20 protein-coding genes are annotated in these 22192 nt (G+C 67.2%); 10 read left to right on the forward strand and 10 right to left on the reverse strand.

Annotated elements, in window-relative coordinates:
* Positions 1-128: 128 nt before the first annotated feature.
* The 4 genes from VH569_RS27515 (at position 129) to VH569_RS27530 (ending at position 3398) form a co-directional block, all read left to right on the forward strand.
* The gene (locus VH569_RS27515) at positions 129-557 is read left to right on the forward strand and encodes a YqaA family protein (RefSeq protein WP_423319551.1); all 429 of its coding nucleotides are present in this window, start codon (positions 129-131) and stop codon (positions 555-557) included.
* Between the two features lie 241 nt (positions 558-798).
* Positions 799-2274, forward strand: a complete 1476-nt coding sequence (ccoG, locus tag VH569_RS27520) for a cytochrome c oxidase accessory protein CcoG (RefSeq protein ID WP_423319553.1) — start codon at positions 799-801, stop codon at positions 2272-2274.
* Between the two features lie 212 nt (positions 2275-2486).
* The gene (locus VH569_RS27525) at positions 2487-3044 is read left to right on the forward strand and encodes a hypothetical protein (RefSeq protein ID WP_423319555.1); all 558 of its coding nucleotides are present in this window, start codon (positions 2487-2489) and stop codon (positions 3042-3044) included.
* Between the two features lie 183 nt (positions 3045-3227).
* On the forward strand, positions 3228-3398 hold the full coding sequence (locus VH569_RS27530; protein ID WP_423319557.1) for a hypothetical protein: 171 nt from the start codon (positions 3228-3230) through the stop codon (positions 3396-3398).
* A 32-nt stretch (positions 3399-3430) separates the two neighbouring features.
* Here VH569_RS27530 and VH569_RS27535 read toward each other — a convergent pair whose 3' ends face one another.
* Entirely contained in the window at positions 3431-4591 is a 1161-nt protein-coding gene (locus VH569_RS27535) for a cytochrome-c peroxidase (protein WP_423319559.1), read from the reverse strand.
* 141 nt (positions 4592-4732) lie between these two features.
* Positions 4733-5578 (reverse strand): uroporphyrinogen-III synthase, encoded by an 846-nt coding sequence (locus VH569_RS27540; RefSeq protein WP_423319561.1) that lies wholly within the window; start codon positions 5576-5578, stop codon positions 4733-4735.
* Positions 5579-5757: 179 nt separating this feature from the next.
* Between VH569_RS27540 and VH569_RS27545 the strand changes: the two genes are divergently transcribed.
* Positions 5758-6987, forward strand: a complete 1230-nt coding sequence (locus VH569_RS27545; protein ID WP_423319563.1) for an acyltransferase family protein — start codon at positions 5758-5760, stop codon at positions 6985-6987.
* 20 nt (positions 6988-7007) lie between these two features.
* Here the strand turns inward: VH569_RS27545 and VH569_RS27550 are convergent, their stop codons facing one another.
* A complete protein-coding gene (locus tag VH569_RS27550) occupies positions 7008-7628 on the reverse strand; it encodes a class I SAM-dependent methyltransferase (protein ID WP_174474859.1) in 621 nt (206 codons plus the stop codon).
* On the opposite strand from VH569_RS27550, the gene VH569_RS27555 reads away from it, so the two are divergent.
* The 3 genes from VH569_RS27555 to VH569_RS27565 all read left to right on the forward strand — a co-directional run bounded on the left by VH569_RS27555 (position 7627) and on the right by VH569_RS27565 (position 11111).
* The gene (locus VH569_RS27555) at positions 7627-7833 is read left to right on the forward strand and encodes a hypothetical protein (RefSeq protein WP_423319565.1); all 207 of its coding nucleotides are present in this window, start codon (positions 7627-7629) and stop codon (positions 7831-7833) included. The genes VH569_RS27550 and VH569_RS27555 overlap by 2 nt on opposite strands.
* 97 nt (positions 7834-7930) lie before the next feature.
* Positions 7931-9721 carry a sensor histidine kinase gene (locus VH569_RS27560; RefSeq protein WP_423319567.1) on the forward strand — a complete coding sequence of 597 codons (1791 nt, stop codon included), beginning with the start codon at positions 7931-7933 and terminating at the stop codon, positions 9719-9721.
* A 7-nt stretch (positions 9722-9728) separates the two neighbouring features.
* On the forward strand, positions 9729-11111 hold the full coding sequence (locus VH569_RS27565; RefSeq protein WP_423319569.1) for a sigma-54-dependent transcriptional regulator: 1383 nt from the start codon (positions 9729-9731) through the stop codon (positions 11109-11111).
* A 7-nt stretch (positions 11112-11118) separates the two neighbouring features.
* Here the strand turns inward: VH569_RS27565 and VH569_RS27570 are convergent, their stop codons facing one another.
* Positions 11119-12798 (reverse strand): glycosyltransferase family 39 protein, encoded by a 1680-nt coding sequence (locus VH569_RS27570; protein ID WP_423319571.1) that lies wholly within the window; start codon positions 12796-12798, stop codon positions 11119-11121.
* A 265-nt stretch (positions 12799-13063) separates the two neighbouring features.
* Between VH569_RS27570 and VH569_RS27575 the strand changes: the two genes are divergently transcribed.
* Together VH569_RS27575 and VH569_RS27580 are read left to right on the forward strand one after the other, a co-directional pair.
* Positions 13064-13555, forward strand: a complete 492-nt coding sequence (locus tag VH569_RS27575) for a MerR family transcriptional regulator (protein ID WP_423319573.1) — start codon at positions 13064-13066, stop codon at positions 13553-13555.
* Positions 13540-15165, forward strand: a complete 1626-nt coding sequence (locus VH569_RS27580; RefSeq protein ID WP_423319575.1) for a 3-(methylthio)propionyl-CoA ligase — start codon at positions 13540-13542, stop codon at positions 15163-15165. Before VH569_RS27575 ends, VH569_RS27580 begins: the two co-directional genes overlap by 16 nt.
* A gap of 191 nt (positions 15166-15356) precedes the next feature.
* Here VH569_RS27580 and glpK read toward each other — a convergent pair whose 3' ends face one another.
* From glpK to VH569_RS27610, 6 genes are all read right to left on the reverse strand, one after another.
* Positions 15357-16850: a glycerol kinase GlpK gene (glpK, locus tag VH569_RS27585; RefSeq protein ID WP_423319577.1), complete on the reverse strand. Its 1494-nt coding sequence runs from the start codon at positions 16848-16850 to the stop codon at positions 15357-15359.
* Positions 16851-17133: 283 nt separating this feature from the next.
* Positions 17134-18909: an ABC transporter substrate-binding protein gene (locus VH569_RS27590; RefSeq protein WP_423319579.1), complete on the reverse strand. Its 1776-nt coding sequence runs from the start codon at positions 18907-18909 to the stop codon at positions 17134-17136.
* A gap of 145 nt (positions 18910-19054) precedes the next feature.
* Positions 19055-19333 (reverse strand): DUF2160 domain-containing protein, encoded by a 279-nt coding sequence (locus VH569_RS27595; protein WP_423319581.1) that lies wholly within the window; start codon positions 19331-19333, stop codon positions 19055-19057.
* A gap of 13 nt (positions 19334-19346) precedes the next feature.
* A complete protein-coding gene (locus tag VH569_RS27600; RefSeq protein WP_246307146.1) occupies positions 19347-20099 on the reverse strand; it encodes an ABC transporter permease subunit in 753 nt (250 codons plus the stop codon).
* Positions 20100-20212: 113 nt separating this feature from the next.
* Positions 20213-21088 (reverse strand): carbohydrate ABC transporter permease, encoded by an 876-nt coding sequence (locus tag VH569_RS27605; protein ID WP_109049476.1) that lies wholly within the window; start codon positions 21086-21088, stop codon positions 20213-20215.
* 14 nt (positions 21089-21102) lie between these two features.
* Positions 21103-22191, reverse strand: a complete 1089-nt coding sequence (locus tag VH569_RS27610; RefSeq protein WP_109049475.1) for an ABC transporter ATP-binding protein — start codon at positions 22189-22191, stop codon at positions 21103-21105.
* Position 22192 lies beyond the last annotated feature (1 nt).

The following is a 22192-nucleotide window of genomic DNA, read 5'->3' on the forward strand; positions in this document are numbered from 1 at the left end:
AGCGCCATTGCGGGACTATTCCCGGGAAATCCCACGGACAGGCCTCTTGATTTTACGCGACCACGAAGCCTAATCCAGCGCCTATCGTGGGGTGCGGCAGTCAAGCCGTTGACGGGAAAAGGATTTGCATGATGGGGGATGTCGCGGCCTATGGCAGCCTGTTCCTGGTGGCGCTGGTGGCCGCGACGATTTTTCCCGCCCAGTCCGAGCTTCTGCTCGCCGGGCTGCATGCTTCCGGCAACTATCACGACGGCCTGCTGATTCTGGTGGCGACCGTCGGAAATGTCGCCGGCTCCACGATCAACTGGGCGCTCGGCCGCTATCTGATGCATTTTCAGGACCGCCGCTGGTTCCCGGTTTCCCGCCCGCTGGTCGAACGGGCGACCGGATGGTACCAGCGTTTCGGCGTCTGGTCGTTGCTGCTGGCCTGGGTGCCGGTGATCGGCGATCCGCTGACGCTCGTCGCCGGCATCCTGCGCGTCGACCTGCGCCTGTTCCTGCTGCTGGTGACCGTCGGCAAGCTGGGACGGTACGTTGTGCTGATTGTTGCAATTTAGCACAGCATAGTAGCAGTATTGTTCGTGATACCGTTTGAATCCGACAACAATGAGCTTGTGAACGGGCCCGCCGGCACAGTATTAACGGACCCCGAAACGCGGATCCCTCGAACCGGTGAAAAGCCTCGGACCTGAAGGGGCTTTTCGGAATATCGACGTTGTTTGACAGAGGTCAAACGCGCCGCATCGGCGGTCGACTATGCTCCGCGCCAACGTGGAACCGGAAATCAGGCGCATCGACATGCCAGACGGAAGCATCGTTCAGCAGGGCCCCGCCCAACCCGCCAAGGTTCCGCTGTACGAAAACCATAAGACGATTCATCCGAAGGCGGTCAAGGGCCTCTATCGCCGCCTGAAGACCGTCACCTTCTCCGTTCTTCTGGCACTGTTCTTCATCGCCCCCTGGATCCGCTGGGAGCGCGGTCCCGATGCGCCAGCCCAGGCGGTGCTGTTCGACCTGACCACGCCGCGCTTCTTCCTGTTCTGGATCGAGATCTGGCCGCAGGAGATTTACTACCTCACCGGACTCCTGATCGTCGCGGCGCTGGGCCTGTTCCTGGCGACGGCGCTGGCCGGGCGTGTCTGGTGCGGCTTCGCCTGCCCGCACACGGTGTGGACCGACCTGTTCGTGTGGATCGAGCGCGTCTTCGAAGGCGACCGGGCGGAGCGCATCCGCATGGACAAGCAGCCCTGGACGGCGCGCAAGATCCTGCGCAAGGCCGGCAAGCATGCCGGCTGGATTGCGCTGAGCCTCGTCACCGGCTTCGGCTTCCTCGCCTATTTCACCGACGCCCCTGCCCTGCTGCACGATCTGGCCACCTTCCAGGCCAGCTACGAGGCGACGTCGTTCTTCGGCATCTTTGTCGGCATGACCTATGTGATGGCCGGCTGGACGCGCGAGCAGATGTGCATGTACATGTGCCCGTGGCCGCGCATCCAGAGCGCGATGCTGGACGAACATTCGCTCGTCGTCACCTATCAGGTCGACCGCGGCGACAACCGCGGCCCGAAGCGCAAATCGCAGAGCTGGGACGAGCGCCGCGCCCAGGGCTTCGGCGACTGCATCGACTGCGGCCAGTGCGTGCAGGTCTGCCCGATGGGCATCGACGTCCGCACCGGCGAGCAGTCGGACTGCATCAACTGCGGCCTGTGCGTCGACGCCTGCGACAGCATCATGATCCAGCAGGGCCTGCCCACCCGCCTGATCGCCTTCGATTCACTGGCCGCCCAGGATACGCGGGCTTCCGGCAAGAGCTACCAGTGGCACCTGTTCCGTCCGCGCGTCATCGTCTATGCCCTGATGATGCTGGTCATCGGCGGTGCGATGGCCTGGAGCTTCGCGCTCCGCCCCAGCCTGAACATCACCGTTCTGCGCGACCGCGCCCCGCTGTTCGTGACGCTGTCCGACGGGTCGATCCGCAACGCCTACACCTTCAAGGTCGCCAACAAGACCCGGCAGAGCCGCTCCTACACCCTCAGCGTCGCCGGCCTGCCCACCGCCGACATCAAGGTGATCGGCGAGGCGGAAGACGAGGCCGCCGCCCACACCGCCATCATCTCGGCGGAGCCGGACAGCGTCGCCACCTACCGCGTCTATGTGACGGCCCCGCGCACGGCACTCACCGCCGCCTCCCTTCCCCTGACCTTCCAGCTGTCCGACACCGGCACCGCCGAGAAGAACAGCCGCGACAGCGTCTTCCTCGGCCCCGCCAACTGACGGTCGCCAACACCTCGGCATGAGCGCGAAAGGCGGTGGCCGTCGGAACGGCCTACCGCCTTTCGCTTTTGTGCGCAAAGGAGGGACGCCCGCATGGACAGTTTGCGCGGGCACCCGAGCCACTCACCTGACTCAAGCGAACGCAGACTGGGCCACGGGAACACCGTGCCGCCCGGCAGCTTGGTGACGGGTGGCAGCGAGGTGAAGATCCCATGCTTTTTGAATTCGAACCATCGGGCATCAACGACACCTATCTGCGCCTGACCCGCAACGGGCTGTCCTGCATCGTTGCACCGGCCGGGGCATGGAACGGGCTCGTCCGGGTGAATTACATCGTGGCCGGCGCCCCCGGCAGCAGCGAACCCTACATGATCTTCCGCAGCCTCGATGTCGGCTGGGACGATGGCCGCTTCTGCTGGAAGGGGCGCGCGTCGCCGGTGACGACCAACTCGGCCATGGTCGACATCCTGCTGGATCGCGGGATGGTGACGGAGGCGGAGGCGGAACGGTTGCTTTTCGGCATCAACACGCCGGCGGCCGGCGCCACGTCGGACGAGTCGCTGATGATCCGCGCTCTGCTCGCCGGCTGCAGCTTCACCCCCGTCTACGATCAGCAGCCGCTCAGCAGCGAACCGCCGACGGTCGCCGGCTTCGCCATGCGCACCCTGTCCGATCCCGGCGCCTTCATGCTGGAGGCCCGCAACGGCATCCCCATCCTGGACAGCGAGGCGCGCGACGCCCTGCGCCGGCTGGTCGGCGTGGTGATGTGACGCCCTGTCCCTCCGTCTTTGGTCGAAGATCGCGGTGAAGTGGGTCGATTCCTTGCCCAAAGGCGTAGGGGTTAGACCTTCGGGCGATAGAAACTGTCACAGTGCCAGGACATTCTTACTGCAACTGCTCACAGGAGCCACGCCGCCGCCGACTCAACCCCTTGCGAGAGAGTCCGACCAGCCATGAACGCCAGACTGTCCCACCGCTGCACCTCCCTGTTCGACCGCGCCCGCGCCGCTTGGCTCAGCCAGCCGTTGGCCCGCAGGCTGGCCTCCCGCAAAACCACCGGGCGCCCCCGGATGTCGATGGAGTTGCTGGATCTGGAACTCTTCCGCATCGACATCGGTCATTGAAGGCCACAGCCCGGTCCTGTTCAGGAACTGCCCTATTTCAGCAGATGCTCGTACCGCGCATCGGTCAGCGTCTTCATGAAGGCGACCAGCGCCTTGACGCGGCGCGTATCCAGGGCGGGCGCCGATTCCAGTTCCTTTGACGACAGGTTCGCCGCCACCTCCGGCGGTCCCCAGGGCTTGCCCGTCTCCGGGTTGAGCGCGGCCTTCTCCGTCCGGTTGTTGTAGTGGTCGTAGAAGCGGACCACCGTTTCCAGATCCTTGAACACCCCGTTGTGCATGTAGGGGCCGGTCACCGCCACGTTGCGCAGGGTCGGCGTCTTGAATTTCCCCTCGTAAGCGGGCTTGGCCGCCGCCGGATTGTCGTGCAGCCCGCGGTCGGCGAAGCCCGGCTTGGCCGTCGCCTCGCGCAGGGCGGGATTGGCCGGCACGCCGATGTTGTGGTGTTCGTAATTGGTGAAGGTCTCGCCCGCGGCAGCCGGCATCAGCTTCAGCTTGTGGCACTGGTTGCAGTTGGTGAACTGGGTGGAGAAGAACAGGGTCATCCCCAGATCCTCCTCTGCCGTCATCTTGTACTCGCCACGCAGGGAGCGGTCGTATTTCGAGTCGAAGGGCGCGAAGCGGTCGGTCTTCTCGAAGGCGGCGATGCTGTCGCTCATCGCGTCATAGGCGCGCTCCGCATCGTCCAGCACGCCGGCGCCGTAGAGCGCCACGAAGGCACGGGCATAGCCGGGATTCTCCGCCAGCCGGGCGCGTGCCTGCTCCTTGGACGCCAGTCCCATCTCCGCCGGGTTCAACGGCGGACCGCCGGCCTGATCCTTCAGGGTGGCGGCGCGGCCGTCCCAGAACTGCCCGCCGACCGCCTTGCCGTCGGCCTTGATGTGGAAGGACGGCGTGAAGGCAGCATAGCTCGCCGTCGGCGCGTTGCGGTCGCCCACCGATTTGCCGTTGTCGCCGACCGACGCCGCCCCGCCCGCCCCGCCGGTGCGCGGATCGGCAAAGCCGAAATCCGGATTGTGGCAGTCGGCGCAGGACTGGGTGCGGTTGGCCGACAGGGCGGTGTCCGAGAACAGCGCCTCCCCCAGCTTCTCCTTGCTTGAGAGATCAGCAGCGAACGCCGCCCCGCCTCCCGCCAGACCGGCCGACAAGAGCGCCAGCGCCAAGGCACGGGGCAGGAAAACGGGGAGGGTGGACATGATGACGCTCCTGGCAACGGCCGCTGACTGAGGCCGACACTGAGCGTCAAAGGTTAAACGAGAGTGAGAATTGTTATCAATTGACCTGCGCGGAAGAGGGGTGGGGCGAAAGGTCGCTGACCGGCAAAGGCTCCGGCCCGATCAGCCCGGCCCGTTTCCTTCCCCCTCGGTCAGCAGCCGGCGGATGGCGTTGACCAGCGGCTTCATGTGGAAGGTCGAGTCCGGCGAAACCGCGACGGTTCCGCCGGCCGCCTCCACCGCCTCGGCCACCACCGGACCGACGGCGGCGATGCGCGTCCTGGCAAAGCCCTGACGGAAGGCGTCGCCAAGGCCGCAGGCCTCCGCCACCTCATGCAGGCGCCGCACCTGGGGGGAGGCGGTGAAGGCGACGAAGTCGATGCGCCCCTCCGCCATGTCGCGGATCGCCGCCTGGACGGCGCCGGTCTCCGAATCGTTGGCGTAGCGGTAGGGGGTGACCGCCACCGGCTGGCCGCCGCGCGCCCGCACCGCCTCCAGCAGCGGTTCGTTCGGGTTGTCGGGATAAAGCTGGATACCGACGCGGCGGCCGGACAGATCCTCGTCCCCCAGCATGGCGATGACGCCGTCAGTGGTCGGGGCGGGAGCGGATTTGTAGGGGGCGCAGCCGATCTCGCGGAGCGCCTTCACCGGCTTCGGGCCACGGACGAAGACCCGCGCGCGGCCGATGGCGGCGATCACCTCGGCCTCGCGCTCCATGGCGCGGGCGACGGTCATCAGCCGCCGCAACCCTTCGCCGGTCAGCAGGACGATGTCATCAAACCCCTCGGTCAGCAGCCGGTCCAGCCACGCCCGTGCCGGTGCCGGGTCGTCGAGGTCGAGGATTTTCACCATCGGGCAGCGGATCGTCTCGGCCCCATGCTGTTCCATCATGCCGGCGAACAGGTCGAGGTCCCGGCTTTCCGGCACCAGAATCCGCTTTCCCGCCAGATCGCCGCTCTGTCCGGCCATGGTCCCGCTCCCGTGATCGCCTGTGTGGTGACGTCGAGACTAACAGCAGGCGGCGGGCGCGGTCACGCGGGATGGAACGGCGGCCCCCAGCCGGAGACCGTCGAACGGTCTTGAGGCGAACGGCCTTGACAAGCGATCCGCAGGCATCTCCCCATCACGCGGCCCCACGATGGCTGCGCATGACGATCCGGAACGACGCTATGGCCTTCTCCCCGCTCCTGGCGGTTTTCCTCTTCGCGGTGGCGATCTGCGCGTCCTGGGCGATTCTGCGCCTCGTTCCCCGTCCGCTTCGCCCGCAGGCCGGCGCAGACAGCAGGAATGATGGCCGAACCGATGGCCGGTATGCCGCCATCGACGGGATGCGCGGGCTGCTGGCCTATGCCGTGTTCATCCATCACGGCATCATCACCTGGCAATATCTCCACACCGGCCTTTGGACGCTGCCGCCCTCCCGGCTCTACACCCAGTTGGGACAGAGCAGCGTGGCGCTGTTCTTCATGGTCACCGCCTTCCTGTTCTGGGACAAGCTGCTGAAGGCCGGACCGGAGATGGATTGGCCGGGCTTCGTGTCGTCCCGCATTTACCGCGTCTATCCGGTCTATGCGGTCGCCGTGCTGCTGGTCGCGGTGCTGGCGCTGGCCTCGACGGGTTTCGAAGTCAGGACCGGTCCGCTCGACCTGCTGCGCCGGCTGATCGGCTGGGCGACCTTCAAAGCGCCGCCGATCAACGGCCTGGAGAATACCGGGCAGATCGTCGCCTACGCCACTTGGTCCCTGCCCTACGAGCTGCTGTTCTACGCGGCGCTGCCCGCACTCGCCTTCCTGGTCACGCCGGCCCACCGGCTGCGGCCGGCCCTCGTCTCGGTCGCGGCGACGCTGATTCTTCTGCTCTACTTCCGCAATTTCAGCCTTGCGGTGCTGGAGTGCTTCCTCGGCGGCATCGCCGCCGCCCATGCGATCCGCCGGCCCGGACTTGTCCGGTTCGCGCGGTCGGGCCGCGGTCTGGCGGTGGCGCTCGCCGGCTTGTCGGCGGCTGTGGCAGGTTTCGACACCGCCTATGCGCCGCTCCCCGTGCTGGGGCTCGGCCTGTTCTTCGTCGCCATCGCCGCCGATCAGAGTTTCCGCGGCGCCCTGACCTGTCAGCCGGTTCTATGGCTGGGGGAAATCAGCTACGGCGTCTATCTGCTGCACGGGATCGTGATCTGGACAACGATCACCGCCAACGCTCCCGTGCGTTCCCTTGTCGGGGAAGACGCAGGGCTGTACGCGCTGGCGCTGGCGGGGACAGGCATCCTCGTCGTGGCGGTCGCCAGCCTCGTCCATCTGGCGATCGAGCGGCCGGCGATCATGGCAGGCCGGCGGAGCCGCGCCCTGCGTCGGAACGACCGTGCCGAGCGCGTCCCGGCCTGACGGATCCCGGCTATCTCACTCTACCCCCGCCGGCAGTGCAGCAGGCTGAACAGCCCGAAGGGCGGCAGCGTGCGGATGCTCTCCACCGCCAGCCGCGATCCGGTCATCATCGCATCCAGCGTGAAGTCCGGCCGCCAGCCGAGCTTCTTCGACAGGGGCGACAGCCACCCTTCCACCGCGCGGCGGACACCGGCTTCGGGGGCGGCGAAGTGGTTGACGATCACGATGTCACCGCCGGGCTTGCAGACGCGCTCCAGCTCGGCCATCGTGCCCTGGGGATCGGGGACGACGGTCATCACATACATGGCGACCACCACGTCGAAGCTGCCGTCGGCGAAGGCCAGCTTGCCGGCATCCATCTCCAGCAGCCCCTCGACATGGTCGAGCTTCTCGCGCTCCACCCGCTCCTGCGCCACCTTCAGCATGTCGGTGGACAGGTCGATGCCGACGACGCGGTTGTCCTTGCGGTAGTCGGACAGCGACAGGCCGGTGCCGACGCCGACCTCCAGAATGCGCAGGCCGCCGCGGCGGTTCAGCCACTCCACCGCCGCATGCCGGCCCGATGCCAGAAGCACCCCGAACACACGGTCGTAGAAGCCGGCGTAGCGGCGATAAGCGGCGCGAATGGATTCGGCGTCCATGATCCTGTCCCCCCGTTTCGATCCCGTTGCCGGCAGTTGCGGCAAGGTCGAGCCCAAGCCGTCGGCGGCGCACCATAGCCGGCTTTCGTGCATCATGAAAGTGACGCAAACAACAAAACCCGGCCAATGTCACGCATCGGACGGCTGTTCATTTGACATAGGCATAGAAATGATTCTCCGGGATTTCCTGATCCGGCTTTCTTGATTGAACGTTCATTCAAAATCCGACACTGCTTTACAGCTCCGTCGTTCCGTCGGAAAAGGCGCTGGACAGCATCGCCCCGGCGGCTCCATAGACAGGCATGGCCGACACCGTTTCCCCCCGTCCGCTGCGCCACCGCAGGATGGCGATCCTCGTCGCGGCGCTGGCCGCGGTGACGGCACTGGCCTGCTGGGGCGCCTATCGCTGGGCGGAGGCGGAAGCGCGGGCGGCGCTGACCCTCAACGGCGACCAGCGTCTCGGCCTCTATGCCAGCAGCATCCGCAACGCGGTCGGCCGTTACGACTATCTGCCCTTCCTGCTCGCCCGCGACCATGAGGTGCTCGACCTGCTCGATGCTCCTTCGGACCTGCGGCGCGACGCCGTGAACCGCCGGCTGGAGACGGCGAACGCGGCGGCCGGGTCGGCGGCGCTCTATGTGGTGGACCGCAAGGGATTGGCGCTGGCGGCCAGCAACTGGGCCGATCCGGTGCAGAGCTTCATCGGCCATACTTACGACTTCCGCCCCTATTTCCGTCAGGCGGTCGAGAGCGGCAGCGGCCGCTATTTCGGCATCGGCGTCACCACCGGCCTGCCCGGCTATTTCCTGTCGCACGCGGTGCGTCAGGGCGAGGCTCTGACCGGTGTCGCCGTGGTCAAGATCGATCTGGAAACGGTCCAGCGCGACTGGGCGGCCGGCGGCGAGCGGGTGCTGGTGACCGACGAGAACGGCATCGTCTTCCTGTCCAGCCATGCCGAATGGAAATACCGCGCCCTGCGCCCGCTGCCCGACGCGGTGACGGCCCGGCTGGCCCAGACCCGCCAGTATGACCGCAGCGACCTGCCCCCCCTCGGCCTGGGTGACGGCCCGCTGATGGAAAACGGCGCCCGGCTGGTCAGCCTTCCGGTTTCCGGTCCGGGGGCAAACCGCCGCGCCTTTCTGATGCAGGAGCTTGCCCTGCCGGAGTTCGGCTGGACCATCCGCTTCCTGTCCGACCTGGAGCCGGTAAAGGCGGAAGCAACCGGGGCCGCCATTCTGACCGCCATGGGCATCCTGCTGCTGGCCGCGGCCGCCGCATTGGGCTGGCTGCGGCGCCAGACCCTGCGGCTCCAGCGTGAGGCGCGGGTGACGCTGGAACGCCGGGTGGAGGAGCGCACGGCCGAACTGGTGACCGCCAACCGCATCCTGCGCGACGCGCAGGAGGAGCTGGTGCAGGCCGGAAAGCTGGCGGCACTCGGCCAGATGTCGGCGGCGCTGGCCCACGAGATCAACCAGCCGCTGGCCGCCATCCGCACCTTCGTCGCCTCCACCCGGCTGCTGGCGGAACGGGGGGAAACGGCGATGGTCCGCGACAACCTCGCCATGATCGGCGATCTGGCGGAACGGATGGCCCTGCTGTCCGGCCATTTGAAGGAGTTCGCCCGCAAGGGGCCGGCACGGGTGGAGGCCGTTCCGGTCGCCCGCGCCTTGGACCGCGCGCTGGCCCTGCTCGCCTCCCGTCTGCGCGAGGAGGAGGTGCAGGTTGACCGGTCGATCCCGCCCGACGCCCGCGTGCGCGGCGATGCGGTGCGGCTGGAGCAGGTCTTCGTCAACCTGCTGCGCAACGCCGCCGACGCCATGGAGGGCAGCGGGGACCGGCGCCTGACTCTGACCGCCACCCGCAACGCCGAGGGCTGGGAGATCCGCATCCGCGACACCGGCACCGGCATCGCCGAGGCGCACCAGTTCCAGCTGTTCGACCCCTTCTTCACCACCAAGGAGGTCGGACAGGGGCTTGGCCTCGGGCTGTCGCTGTCCTATGGCATCGTGCGGGACTTCGGCGGCACGCTGCGGGCGGAGAACAACCCCGAGGGCGGCGCCTGCTTCGTCGTCCAGCTGCCAGAGGCACAGTGAGGGCCAGATGAAGACCGATCCGCTTGCCACCCCCGTGCTTTTCATCGACGACGAGCTGGCGATGCGCGTGTCGGTGACGCAATGGCTGCAACTGGCCGGCTTCGCGGCACAGGGCTTCGAGACGCCACAGCTGGCGCTGGACCTGCTGTCGCCCGACTTTCCCGGCGTGCTGGTGACCGACGTGCGGATGCCGCGGATGGACGGCATGGCCGTGCTGGAACGGGCGCTGGAGCGCGACGCCGACCTGCCGGTGATCCTGGTGACCGGCCATGGCGACGTGGCCCTAGCGGTGGAGGCGATGCGGCGCGGCGCCTACGACTTCATCGAGAAACCCTTCGAACCCGACCATCTCGTCGCCGTCCTCCGCCGCGCGGTGGAGAAACGTCGTCTGGTGCTGGAGAATCGCGGCCTGCGCCGCCGCGCGGCCGGCGGCGGGATCGAGGCGCGGCTGATCGGCACCTCTCCCGCCATCGCCGAGTTGCAGCGCGACCTGATCGACCTCGCCGCCACCAGCGCCAGCGTGCTGATCCATGGCGAAACCGGCACGGGGAAGGAGCTGGTCGCCCGCTGCCTGCATGATTTCGGCTCGCGTGGAGAAAAGGGCGCCTTCGTCGCCGTCAATTGCGGCGCCATCCCCGACAGCATGGCGGAGAGCGAACTGTTCGGGCACGAGCCCGGTGCCTTCACCGGCGCCACCCAGCGCCGCGCCGGCAAGCTGGAGCATTCGAGCGGCGGCACCCTGTTCCTCGACGAGATCGAGAGCATGCCGCTCGCCATCCAGGTCAAGCTGCTGCGCGCGCTCCAGGAACGCACCATCGAACGGCTGGGCTCCAACAAGCAGGTCGCGGTCGATCTGCGGCTGGTCGCTGCGACCAAGATCGACCTGCTCGACCTCAGCGAGGCGGGGGGTTTCCGCGCCGACCTCTATTACCGGCTGAACGTGGCTGAACTGCACATCCCGCCGCTGCGGGCGCGGGCGGAGGACATTCCGCTGCTGTTCGACTATTTCACCGCCGAGTTCGCCGCCCGCCATAGCCGCGAACCGCGTCCGCTGGAGCCGGCCGACTTCGACGCCCTGCTCGCCCACGACTGGCCCGGCAATGTGCGGGAGCTGCGAAATCTGGCCGAACGCCATGTCCTGTCGGTGGGGCGTAGCAGCGTTGCCGGCCTGCTGCGCCGCCGCCCCGTTGGGGGAGAGGCGGCGGCACCACCGCGCGCCCTGGCCGATCAGGTCGATGCCTTCGAAAAACGGGCGATCGAACAGGCGCTGGAGCGCTGCAAAGGCGACATCAAGGCAGTGATGGATCTGCTGGACATCCCCCGCCGCACGCTGAACGAAAAGATGGCCCGCCACGGCCTGGACCGCACGCGCTTCCTGCCGCGGGGATAGCCGACCGTCACCACCAGTGGCGCTGCTGGCGGCCGGTGCGCAGGCGGGCCATTTCGACGGTCGTCGCCGGCTCCTCCGGCTTGCGCAGATCCTTCACCACCGCCAGCAGCGCACCGTCACGCTCGACCTCCGCCACCGTCGGGCCGGCCATCAGCGTGTCGCAATCCTCCTGCGTCGGCGCGATGAAGAAATCGGCGCGGGTCCAGTCGGTGACCCAATGCAGGTTGGCCGGCGCCAGCTTCTCGAAGGCCAGCGGTTCGGCGCAGACGGCGACGCTGTAGCTGCGGTGGCGGTGGGTGCGCGCCTCCTCCGCGGCGATGACCTCCGACAGATCCTCGACCGCTTCGGGCAGGCTGTTGGCCCAGTAATCGACATCGTATTTGCGCACCGCGCCGGCGACGCCGCCGACCAGCTCGTTGAAATAGACATATTCGTTGGGGTGCAGCGACTCCAGGACCACCGCCTCGCGCCCCAGGACCAGCGCCAGCGCAATCCCGGCCAGCACGGCGGCAGACAGTCCCCGCCCGGTGCGCTGGGACACGCCGAACCTCCAGGCGCCGGCCCAGCCGAGCAGCCGGTCGAGCCCGATGCCGCCCAGCACGGCCAGCGGCTGCAGCACGAACAGGAAATGGCGGATCGCGGTATAGCCGGGCGCATGGGTGACGGTGAACCAGACCACCGGAAACAGCGCAGCCAGCGCCACCAGCCCGCAGCCGACCGCGCGGGCGATGCCCTCCCCACCGGCCAGCCGGTCCCGATGCATCGCCGCCGGCAGAACCAGCAGCCCCAGCACGGCACCGCCCAGCATCACCAGCGGCAGCTTGATCCCGAGATACCAGACCAGATAGCTGCGCGGCACCTCGTACATCCAATAGTCGGTGCCGCCTAGCAGGGTACGGATCGGGTAATGGAAGTGCGAGAAATCGGCCAGCGCCCGCAAGGGGTTCAGTGGCTCCAGCACCGCCCAGGGCCAGAAGACCGCCATCAGCGCGTAGGCGACCGGCAGCGCCGGCAGCAGGCGCAGCGCTCCCCGCCCGGTCTCGCGCAGCCGGGCGGCGGATATGCCGCCCACCAGCAGCCACCCCGCCAGCATCGCAGCCGCATAGCCGACCAGCAGCAGCGCCCCGACCCGGATGCCCAGCGCCAGCCCGACGACAATGCCGAATCCCAGCACCGTGGGCAGGCGCGGCCGCGGCATCTGCCCGGCCAGCCGGACCAGCAGCGCCATCCCCGCCATCATCAGCACGGCGAAGGGCACGTCCTTGGTGTGGTTGAACAGCCCGCCATACCAGGGACCGCACAGCGCCAGCAGCGCCCCGGCGAGGAATCCGGCCCGCGGCCCGGCCAGCCGGCGGCCGACGCCCCACACCACCGCGACCCCCGCCACCCCGATCAGGGCACACAGCAGATGCCGCGTCTCGTACGGGTCGAAGGGCAGCAGCGGCGCCAGCGCCACCGCCGCCATGTCGAACAGTCCGCCATAGAGATAGAGGTTCTTGTAGGTAAAGGCCGAATCGTCGCCGAAGCCGCTGTGGTACCAGTCGATCAGCTTGGCGCCGTAGACATGCTGCACCTCCTCGTCGTTGGAGATGCCGTACTGCCGGAAGGTGACGGCGACCAGCACCAGAAGGGCCAGCAGTCCCAATACCGCGGCAAAGTCCCACCGCTCGCCGATCGGACGGCGCAAAAAGCTGGTCCTCCCCGTCACCCCACTCCCCCGCTTCCCGTCCGCCTGCATGCCGAAGTCCGGATGCCGAAGTCCGAGCGCAGGAAGCACCGGCCGCCGTGGCTTGTCATGTGAAATCTCTGCCACAGTCGCACCGAGCCGTCCGCACACCGAACGTCGCGGCAAAACATGGGAGGGCCTGACGCGACATAAAGCCTGCTTTAGCTCATTGACGTTGACTTCCCCCCGGCACCCGTGGCGAAATCGTCGGCACAGGGGATTGTTCATGGCCGAACGGGATCGGGTATATGGCGTGACGGAACTGGCGGCGGAGTTCGACCTCACGCCGCAGGCGCTGCGCTATTACGAGGAAAAGGGGCTGCTGGCTCCGCAACGCGCCGGGGGGCGGCGGGTGTTCACCTACCGCGACCGCGCGCGGCTGATGCTGATCCTGAAGTTCCGCCGGGTCGGCTTCTCGCTGGAGCAGATCGCCGAATATCTCGCCCACTACCGCTCCGGCCGGCCCAGCGCCGGGCAGTACCGCGACGGGCTGCGCAAAATCCGCGCCCGCCTCGTTGAGCTTGAGCGGATGCGCTCCGAAATCAGCGAGGTGATCCTTGAGCTGGAGGCGATGGAGGCAGACGCCGAACGGCGGCTCACCGCCTGCATGCATGACGATGCCCGACAACCAGACGACCCACCACCAGACGACCCAAGAGCAGACTGCTCAAAACCAGAAGCGACCAAACCGGGAGTGAAACGATGCTGCGCGGAATGATGATGAATGGCCCCCTGCTGGTGACGTCGATCCTGCGTCACGCAGCGCTCTACCATGCCGACACCGAGATCGTGTCGCGCACCACCGAGGGGCCGATCCACCGCTACACCTATGCCGACGCCTGGGTCCGCGCCCAGAAGCTGGCGAACGCGCTGGCAGCGTTGGGCATGAAGCCGGGCGACCGCATCGGCACGCTGGCCTGGAACGGCTACCGCCACCTGGAATGCTATTACGGCATCGGCGGCTCGGGCATGGTCTGCCACACCATCAACCCGCGCCTGTTCCCGGAACAGATCGCCTACATCGTCAACCACGCCGAAGACCGGCTGCTGTTCACCGACCTGACCTTCCTGCCGCTGCTGGAGGGCATCGCCCACGAGCTGACCGGGCTGAAGGGCATCGTCGTGATGACCGACCGCGCCAACATGCCGGCCTCCAGCCTGCCCAACCTGCTGTGCTACGAGGATCTGCTGGCCGACCAGCCGGACAGCTTCGACTGGCCGGAGCTGGACGAGAACACCGCCTGCAGCATGTGCTACACCTCCGGCACCACCGGCAATCCGAAGGGCGTGCTGTATAGCCACCGCTCCTCCTACCTGCATGCCATCGCCGCCTGCCTGCCCGACGTGTTCGGCCTGTCGGCGTCGGACGTGGTGCTGCCGGTGGTGCCGATGTTCCACGTCAACGCCTGGGGCGTGCCCTATGCCGCGCCGATGGTCGGCGCCAAGCTGGTCTTCCCCGGCGGCAAGCTGGACGGCGCCAGCCTCCATGAGCTGTTCGAGGCCGAGAAGGTCACCAACAGCGCCGGCGTGCCGACCGTCTGGCTGGCGCTGCTGAACTGGCTGGACGCCAACAGGAAGAAGCTGACAACCATGCGCCGCATCGCCATCGGCGGTTCCGCCTGCCCGCCGGTGATGATCCAGCGCTTCCAGGAGATGGGGGTCGAGGTCCTGCATGCCTGGGGCATGACGGAAACCAGCCCGCTCGGCCTCGCCAACACGCCGAAGGGCAAGCACCGCGGACAGGATGCCGAGGCGGCCCTGGCGCTGGCCTCCAGGCAGGGGCGGCCGATCTGCGGCGTGCAGTTCCGCGTCGTCGACGGCTCCGGCAACGATGTGGCACGCGACGGCACCAGCTTCGGCCGGCTGCTGGTGCGCGGCCCGACCGTCTGCTCCGGCTATTTCGGCGTGACGGAAAGCCCGGCCCACCAGACGGTGCCGGGCTGGTTCGAGACCGGCGACGTGGTGACGATGGACGCCGACGGCTATGTCCAGATCGTCGACCGCACCAAGGACGTCATCAAGTCGGGCGGCGAGTGGATCAGCTCCATCGACCTGGAGAACATCGCCGTCGGCCATCCGGGCGTCCAGGAGGCCGCCGCCGTCGCCGTGCCCGACGAAAAATGGGGCGAGCGCCCGATGCTGGTCGTCGTCCGCAAACCGGACTCCAGCGTCACCCGCGAGGAACTGCTGGCGGTCTTCGACGGCAAGGTGGCGAAATGGTGCATCCCCGACGATGTCCGCTTCGTCGACAGCCTGCCCCACACCGCCACCGGCAAGCTGCTGAAGAGCGAGATCCGCCACATGCTGGCCGACCGCGAAGGGGTGTGACCGGAGAAGAATCGGGCCGGAAAAGAAACGGGCCGGACGGTATCGACCGTCCGGCCCAGTGTCCCCGCCGAACCGGCGAGGACGACGCACCCGAGGGAGGAGCGCGCAACCGAAGTCAGATTACCGGCAGCGGATCGGGGCCACTTGCCCGTCTGCGCCAGAAACTCTGCAAATTCCCGCCATCGAAGCCGTCAACGCTCCGACCGCACCCGCGCCACGGCGTCGCGCCAGCCGCCATAGAGGCGGTCGCGCTTGCCCTGCTCCATGCGCGGTTCGAACCGGCGTTCGCTGCGCCACGCATCGGACACCGACTCCAGCCCGTCGAACACGCCGACCTTCAGCGCGGCGAGGCAGGCGGCACCGAGCGCCGTGGTCTCGATCACCTTCGGCCGTTCGACCGGCATGTTCAGCAGGTCGGCCAGGAACTGGCAGAGCCAGTCGTTGGCGGCCATGCCGCCGTCGATGCGCAGCGCATTGATGGTACCGCCCCAGTCGCCGGCCATCGCCTCCATCAGGTCGCGGGTCTGGAAGGCGACCGCCTCCAGCGCCGCGCGGGCGATATGGGCCGGGCCGACATCCAGCGTCATGCCGAAGATCGCGGCGCGAGCGGCCGAATCCCAGTGCGGAGCACCCAAGCCCACGAAGGCCGGGACGAAATAGACGCCGTGGCTGTCGGGCACGCGGGTCGCCATGTCGTCGGTCTGGCTGGCATGGGTGATGATGCCGATACCGTCGCGCAGCCACTTGATGGCCGCACCCGCGACGAAGATCGAGCCTTCCTGCGCGTAAGCGGTCTTGCCGTTCAGCCGGTAGGCGACGGTGGTCAGCAGCCGGTTCTTCGACACCACCGGCGTCTCCCCGGTGTTGATCAGCGCGAAGCAGCCGGTACCGTAGGTCGATTTCGCCATGCCCGGCGTCAGGCAGGCCTGCCCGAAGGCCGCCGCCTGCTGGTCGCCGGCAACGCCCGCGATGGGAATCGGCCGGCCGAGCAGCTCCGGCTCGGTGGCGCCGAAATCGTCGGAGCTGTCGAGCACCCGCGGCAGCATGGCGCGCGGCACCCGGAACAGCCCGAGCAATTCGTCGTCCCAGTCCTGGGCATGGATGTCGAACAGCATGGTGCGCGAGGCGTTGGTCGCGTCGGTCGCATGCACCTGCCGCCCGGTCAGGTGATAGATCAGGAAACTGTCGATGGTGCCGAAGCACAGCTCGCCCCGCTCGGCCCGCGCGCGGGCGCCCGGCACATGGTCGAGGATCCAGGCGATCTTGGTGGCGGAGAAATAGGCGTCGATCAGCAGGCCGGTCCTGGAGCGCACCAACTCGGCATTGCCCGCCGCCACCAGATCGTGGCAGAGCGCGGCGGTGCGGCGGTCCTGCCAGACGATGGCGCGGTGGATCGGCTCGCCGGTCGCGCGGTCCCACACCACGGTGGTTTCGCGCTGGTTGGTGATGCCGATGGCGGCGATGGCGGACACGTCGACCCCGGACTTCTCCACCGCTTCGCGCGCCACGGTGCGCACGTCGCGCAGGATGTCGGCGGGATCATGCTCGACCCAGCCGTCGCCGGGGTAATGCTGGGGGAACTCGCGCCGCGCTTCGGCCAGCGGCGTCCCCCGGCCGTCGAACAGGATCGCCCGTGACGAGGTGGTGCCCTGGTCGATGGCGAGGATGTGGCCGGCCTTGCTCATGGAAGCGTTCCCTCGTGAATTCTTGGACTTCATACCCTCTCCCGCCCCGGGAGAGGGAGGGACCCGCCAAAGGCGGGAGAGTGAGGACAATCCGAACATGGATCTTGTTCCTTGGATTACCCCTCACCCTTCCCAAGCTTTGCTTGGGCCCCTTCCCTCTCCCGGGACGGGAGAGGGAACCTTCAGAAAAATAAAGTCGGGGCGGCAGCATGCCGCCGCCCCGCAGTTTACCCCTGGCCCAACCAGGACGAAGTGCCAGGAGGAGAACCGTTCTGCCGGCCCGTTACTGGGCGCGGCCTTCCTTCCACGCCTTCAGCAGGTCGTCATAGGCGATGGTCTGGCCCTTGGGCTTCTCGTTGTCGAGCTTGGCCTTCGGGGCGCCGGGGGCGGCGAACCACTCCTTGGCGTCCTTCTTCGGGTTCAACTTCGGCGCGCACTCGCCGCCGATGTTGGCGCGCTCCATGCGGGCCAGCACCTGCTCCATCTGCTCGGCCAGATTGTCCATCGCCTGCTGCGGGGTGCGCTCACCCGTGACGGCTTCGGCGATGTTCTGCCACCACAGCGGGGCCAGCTTCGGATAGTCCGGCACGTTGGTGCCGGTCGGCGTCCAGGCGACGCGGGCCGGGCTGCGGTAGAACTCGACCAGACCGCCCAGCTTCGGCGCCACCTGGGTCATCGCGTCGGACTTGATGTCGCTTTCGCGGATCGGCGTCAGGCCGACCAGCGTCTTCTTCAGCGACGCGGTCTTCGACACGGTGAACTGGGCGTAGAGCCACGCGGCCTTGCGGCGCTCGGCCGGGGTGGACTTCAGCAGCGTCCACGACCCCACGTCCTGGTAGCCGAGCTTCATGCCCTGCTCCCAATACGGACCGTGCGGCGAGGGGGCCATGCGCCACTTCGGCGTGCCGTCGGCGTTGACCACCGGCAGGCCCGGCTTGGTCATGTCGGCGGTGAAGGCGGTGTACCAGAAGATCTGCTGGGCGACGTTGCCCTGGGCAGGCACCGGACCGGCTTCGGAGAAGGTCATGCCGGCGGCTTCCGGCGGCGCGTACTTCTTCAGCCAGTCGATGTACTTGACCAGCGAATAGACGGCGGCCGGGCCGTTGGTGTCGCCGCCGCGGGCGACCGAGGCGCCGGCCGGGCGGCAGCCCTCGACGCGGATGCCCCACTCGTCCACCGGCTTGCCGTTCGGCAGGCCCTTGTCGCCGGCGCCGGCCATCGACAGCCAAGCGTCGGTGAAGCGCCAGCCGAGCGACGGGTCCTTCTTGCCGTAATCCATGTGGCCGAAGACGCGGACGCCGTCGATCTCCTTCACGTCGTTGGTGAAGAACTCGGCGATGTCCTCGTAGGCCGACCAGTCGAGCGGGACGCCCAGATCGTAGCCGTACTTGGCCTTGAACTTCTCCTTCAGGTCGGGACGGGCGAACCAGTCGGCGCGGAACCAGTAGAGGTTGGCGAACTGCTGGTCGGGCAGCTGGTAGAGCTTGCCGTCCGGACCGGTGGTGAAGCTGGTGCCGATGAAGTCCTTGACGTCCAGCGTCGGCAGGGTGACGTCCTTGCCTTCGCCGCCCATGAAGTCGGACAGCGCGATGGCCTGGCCGTAGCGGACATGGGTGCCGATCAGGTCGCTGTCGTTGACGTAGGCGTCATAGACGTTGCGGCCCGACTGCATCTGCGTCTGCAGCTTCTCGATGACGTCGCCTTCCTGGATCAGGTCGTGCTTCAGCTTGATCCCGGTCAGCTCGCTGAACAGCTTGGCCAGCGTCTTCGATTCGAACTCGTGCGTCGTCAGCGTTTCGGAGACGACGTTGATCTCCATCCCCTTGTAGGGCTCGGCGGCCTTCACGAACCACTCCAGCTCCTTCATCTGCTCGTCCTTGGACAGCGTGGAGGGCTGGAGTTCCTCGATGATGCGCTTGGCGACGGCTTCCTGGTCCGGCGTCATGGCGGCGGACGGGCCGGCCGAGGCCATCGCCAGCAGGACGCCGATGCCACCGGCCATCACGGCCCCGGTCAGGCGGCGCCGCAGAGAATGACGCGAAGTCTGTTGCTGAAGCATGCTTCCTCCCACTTGATCGACTTGGTGTCGGGTTGACGTTTCGTATTGCTCTTACCAGCGGAAACCACCGCTCTTCCCGTCATCCCCGCAGCCCCGCGGGGAACGGATTCCTTGAAAACCTTGTCGTCTCCTCAGCCGAAGCGGATCACCCGAACCGGATGATCAGGGCGATCCACACCAGCGAGACCGCAGAGGCGCCCCACAGCGACGCGTCGGTCGCGGCGAGCCAGCCCAGATGGATGAAGGCGCTGCCGAGCAGGCCGATGAACAGGCGGTCGCCGCGGGTGGTGCGCATCGGCAGGAAGCCCTTGGCCTCCACCGTCGGCGACACCACTTCCCAGACCGTCATGCCGGCCAGCATCAGGGCAATGCACAGGAAGAAGATCGCGGTCGGCGTGGTCCACGCCATCCATTCCATATCCATGACGCGGCCTCCTTCAGACGCGACCCAGGGCGAAGCCCTTGGCGATGTAGTTGCGGACGAACCAGATCACGAGCGCGCCCGGCAGGATGGTCAGCACGCCGGCGGCGGCCAGCAGGCCCCAGTCCATGCCCGACGCGCTGACGGTGCGGGTCATGGTGGCGGCGATCGGCTTGGCGTCGACCGAGGTCAGCGTGCGGGCCAGCAGAAGCTCGACCCAGCTGAACATGAAGCAGAAGAAGGCGGTGACGCCGACGCCGGCCCGGATCATCGGCAGGAACACCGTGCCGAAGAAGCGCGGGAAGCTGTAGCCGTCGATGTAGGCCATCTCGTCGATCTCGCGCGGCACGCCCGACATGAAGCCTTCCAGGATCCAGACCGCCAGCGGCACGTTGAACAGGCAGTGCGCCAGGGCGACGGCGATGTGCGTGTCGAACAGCCCGACCGTCTGGTAGAGCTGGAAGAAGGGCAGCAGGAACACGGCCGGCGGCGCCATCTTGTTGGTCAGCAGCCAGAAGAAGACGTGCTTGTCGCCGATGAAGCGGTAGCGCGAGAAGGCGTAGGCTGCCGGCAGCGCCACCGTCAGCGAGATGATGGTGTTCAGCGTCACATAGTAGATCGAGTTGATGTAGCCGCTGTACCAGCTGGGATCGGTGAAGATGATGGCATAGTTGCGCAGCGTCGGGTTGTGCGGATACAGCGTCAGGCCCGACAGGATCTCCTCGTTCGTCTTGAAGGACATGTTGACCATCCAGTAGATGGGCAGCATGAGGAAGATTATGTAACAGACCAGGACGATGGTCCTGTTGGACACCCGCGCCGAAGAGCGGCGGATGTTTGCCGGGGCCGCCAGCGAACCGGGAGCGAGAACCGCAGCCTTGCTCATTTCTTCTCTCCCTCGCCGGTGCGGGTGATGATGGTGTAGAAGATGAAGCTGAACAGCAGCACGATCAGGAAGTAGACGATGGAGAAGGCCGCGGCCTTGCCGATGTCGAACTGACCCACCGCCATCTGCGTCAGATACTGGCTGAGGAAGGTGGTGGAGTTGCCGGGGCCGCCGCCGGTCAGCACGAACGGCTCGGTGTAGATCATGAAGCTGTCCATGAAGCGCAGCAGCACCGCGATGATCAGGACGCCGCGCATCTTCGGCAGCTGGATGTAGCGGAACACCGCCCATTTCGACGCGCCGTCGATCTTGGCCGCCTGATAGAAGGCCGGCGGGATCGACTGGAGGCCGGCGTAGCACAGCAGAGCCACGAGGCTGGTCCAGTGCCAGACGTCCATCACCAGCACCGTCACCCAGGCATGGGCCGAATTGTTGGTGTAGTTGTAGTCGATGCCGATGGCGCGGAAGGTGGCGCCGAGCAGGCCGATGTCGCCGCGGCCGAAGATCTGCCAGATGGTGCCGACCACGTTGAACGGGATCAGCAGCGGCAGGGCCAGCAGCACCAGCGTCAGCGACGTCTTAGCGCTGCGACCGCCGGGCATGCCGAGCGCGATCAGGATGCCCAAAGGGATCTCGATGGCCAGCACCGCCAGCGAATAGACGATCTGGCGGACCAGCGCATCGTGCAGCCGCTCGTCCTTCAGCACCGCCTCGAACCATTCGGTGCCGACGAAGAATGTCTGGCCGGGGCCGAAGATCTCCTGCACCGAGTAGTTGACCACCGTCATCAGCGGCACCACGGCGCTGAAGGCGACGATCAGAAAGACCGGGATGATCAGGAACCAAGCCCGGTTGTCCTGGACCTTATCCATGGCTCATGGCTCCTTCAACCGACCAGATGACTGTCGCGGTAGAGCTTGGTCCACCGGGTGGGGAAACGAATGGCGGCGTCGAGGGCCGGGATCTCCTGCTCCTCGCTCAGCCGCACCTTCAGCGTGTGGTTGTTCAGCCGCACCGTCGCCAGCTTGGAGGTGCCGAGATCGTCGACGCCGGTGACCTGCACCGGGATGGCGCCGGCGTTGCCGCTGCGGGTCAGTTCCAGGAATTCCGGCCGGATGCCCAGCTCGAACTTGCCGCCCACCCGGCCGCCGGCCGACGACACGGCGCGGTCGGGCAGCGGGATGGCGATGCCGTCGACCAGCGCATGGTCGTTGCCCAGCGTGCAGGGCATCAGGTTGATGCCGGGGCTGCCGATGAAATAGCCGACGAAGGTGTGCTCGGGGTTCTCGAACAGCTCCTGTGGGGTGCCGAGCTGGACCATGGCGCCTTCGTACATCACCGCGACCTTGTCGGCGAAGGTCAGCGCCTCCACCTGGTCGTGGGTCACGTAGATCATGGTCAGGCGGTATTCCTCATGGATCTGGCGCAGCTTGCGGCGCAGGATCCACTTGGTGTGCGGGTCGATGACGGTCAGCGGCTCGTCGAACAGGATGGCCGCCACGTCCGACCGCACCAGACCGCGGCCCATGGAGATCTTCTGCTTGGCGTCCGGCGTCAGCCGCTGGGCGCGCTTCTTCAGATCGGCGGTCAGGTCCAGTGCCTCGGCCACCTGCCGCACGCGGCGGTCGACGTCCGCCGCCGGAACCTTGCGGTTGCGGAGCGGGAAGGCGAGGTTCTCGTACACCGTCATGGTGTCGTAGATGACCGGGAACTGGAACACCTGGGCGATGTTGCGCTCTTCCGGGGTGCAGCGGGTCACGTCCAGCCCGTCGAACAGCACCCGTCCCTCGCTGGGCACCAGCAGGCCGGAGATGATGTTCAGCAGCGTGGACTTGCCGCAGCCCGAAGGCCCCAGCAGCGCATAGGCCTTGCCGTCCTCCCACTCCTGCGACAGGCGGCGGAGCGCGTAGTCCTCAGGCTTGCTGGGATGCGGGTGATAGGAATGGCCGAGATTGTCGAATTGGATGGTCGCCATC

It is taken from the genome of Azospirillum sp. 11R-A, from assembly GCF_049472615.1.
GTDB classification, from domain to species: domain Bacteria; phylum Pseudomonadota; class Alphaproteobacteria; order Azospirillales; family Azospirillaceae; genus Azospirillum; species Azospirillum palustre.